Source organism: Collinsella aerofaciens (assembly GCF_015548375.1).
GTDB lineage: Bacteria > Actinomycetota > Coriobacteriia > Coriobacteriales > Coriobacteriaceae > Collinsella > Collinsella aerofaciens_AB.
Genome location: NZ_JADMWW010000053.1, coordinates 1 through 1,606, shown reverse-complemented (window position 1 = coordinate 1,606; position 1,606 = coordinate 1). Strand labels below are relative to the sequence as shown.

Below are 1,606 nucleotides of genomic sequence, written 5' to 3'. Positions count from 1 at the left end.
TGGACCCGCACCTACGGGCTTCGCACCACGATCTCCAACTGCTCCAACAACTACGGCCCCTACCAGCACGTGGAGAAGTTCATCCCCAGGCAGATCACCAACATCGTCGACGGCGTGCGCCCCAAGCTCTACGGCCGCGGCGAGAACGTCCGCGACTGGATCCACACCGAGGACCACTCCAGCGCCGTCTGGGACATCCTCACGAAGGGGCGCATGGGGGAGACCTACCTCATCGGAGCCGACGGGGAGAGGGACAACATCACCGTGCTGCGCATGATCCTCGAGGCCATGGGAAAGGACCCCGAGGACTTCGACTGGGTCGCCGACCGCCCCGGCCACGACCGCCGCTACGCCATCGACTCCACCAAGCTCCAGCGCGAGCTGGGCTGGAGGCCGGCGCACACCGACTTCGCCGGGGGCCTGAAGCAGACCATCGACTGGTACGTCGCCAACGAGTCCTGGTGGCGCCCCGCCAAGGAGGCCACCGAGGCCCGCTACCGCGCGCAGGGCCAGTAAGACTGCATTCCGGCGAACCGCACCGCGGGGCGCCCGCGCGGGGATGCAGGGCATGGGGATGATCCTGCGTCCCCGCGCGGGCGCCCCCGCCTTTAATCAGCATCGATAGGAGCTTTTCCCACATGGCAGACATCGCATTCGAGAAGGACCTCTCCGTCGCCGAGACCGGCATCGGGGGCCTCAAGGTAGTCGACCTCGCCGTCCACGGCGACTCGCGCGGCTGGTTCAAGGAGAACTGGCAGCGCGCCAAGATGACCGCCCTGGGCATCCCGGACCTCAGGGTCGTCCAGAACAACGTCTCCTACAACGACAGCCGCGGCGTCACTCGCGGCATCCACGCCGAGCCCTGGGACAAGTTCATCTCCGTGGCGCGCGGCTCGGTCTTCGGCGCCTGGGTGGACCTGCGCGAGGGCAGCGAGACCTTCGGCAAGGTGTTCACCTGCACGCTCGACCCGTCCAGGGCCATCTACGTCCCGCGCGGCGTGGGCAACTCCTTCCAGGCGCTCGAGGACGGCACCGCCTACACCTACCTGGTGGACGCCCACTGGTCGCTCGAGCTGAAGAGGACCTACACCTTCGTGAACCTCGCCGACCCGGAGCTCGCCATCGAGTGGCCGATCCCGTTGGCCGAGGCCACGGTCTCCGAGGCCGACCTCAACCACCCGATGCTCGCCGACGTCGTCCCGATGGCGCCCAAGCGCACCCTCGTCACCGGCTGCAACGGCCAGCTGGGCCATGCCGTGCGCAGGCTGGCGGAGGAGCGCGGCGTCGCCAAGGACTTCGACTTCTGCGACATCGACACCTTCGATATGTCAGACCCGGACGCCTACACACAGTACGACTGGTCGCTCTACGGCACCGTCATCAACTGCGGCGCCTACACCGCCGTGGATAGGGCGGAGACCGCCGAGGGCCGCGCGACCGCCTGGAAGGCCAACGCGACCGGCCCCGCCCTCCTCGCCCGCACATGCTCTGATCACGGGATCACCCTCGTCCACGTGTCCAGCGACTACGTCTTCGACGGCACCGCCGAGGTGCATGACGAGGACGAGCCCCTCAGCCCGCTTTCCGTCTACGGCCAGACCAAGGC

The 1,606-nt window shown here is 67.9% G+C and carries 2 protein-coding genes; both read left to right on the top strand.

The features are described from left to right. On the top strand, positions 1-516 hold a 516-nt coding region (locus I1969_RS10935; protein WP_195235143.1), incomplete at its 5' end, for a dTDP-glucose 4,6-dehydratase. 122 nt (positions 517-638) lie between these two features. Further along, positions 639-1,606 (top strand): dTDP-4-dehydrorhamnose 3,5-epimerase family protein (locus I1969_RS10930; protein WP_195235142.1); only part of this gene is annotated, 968 nt, incomplete at its 3' end.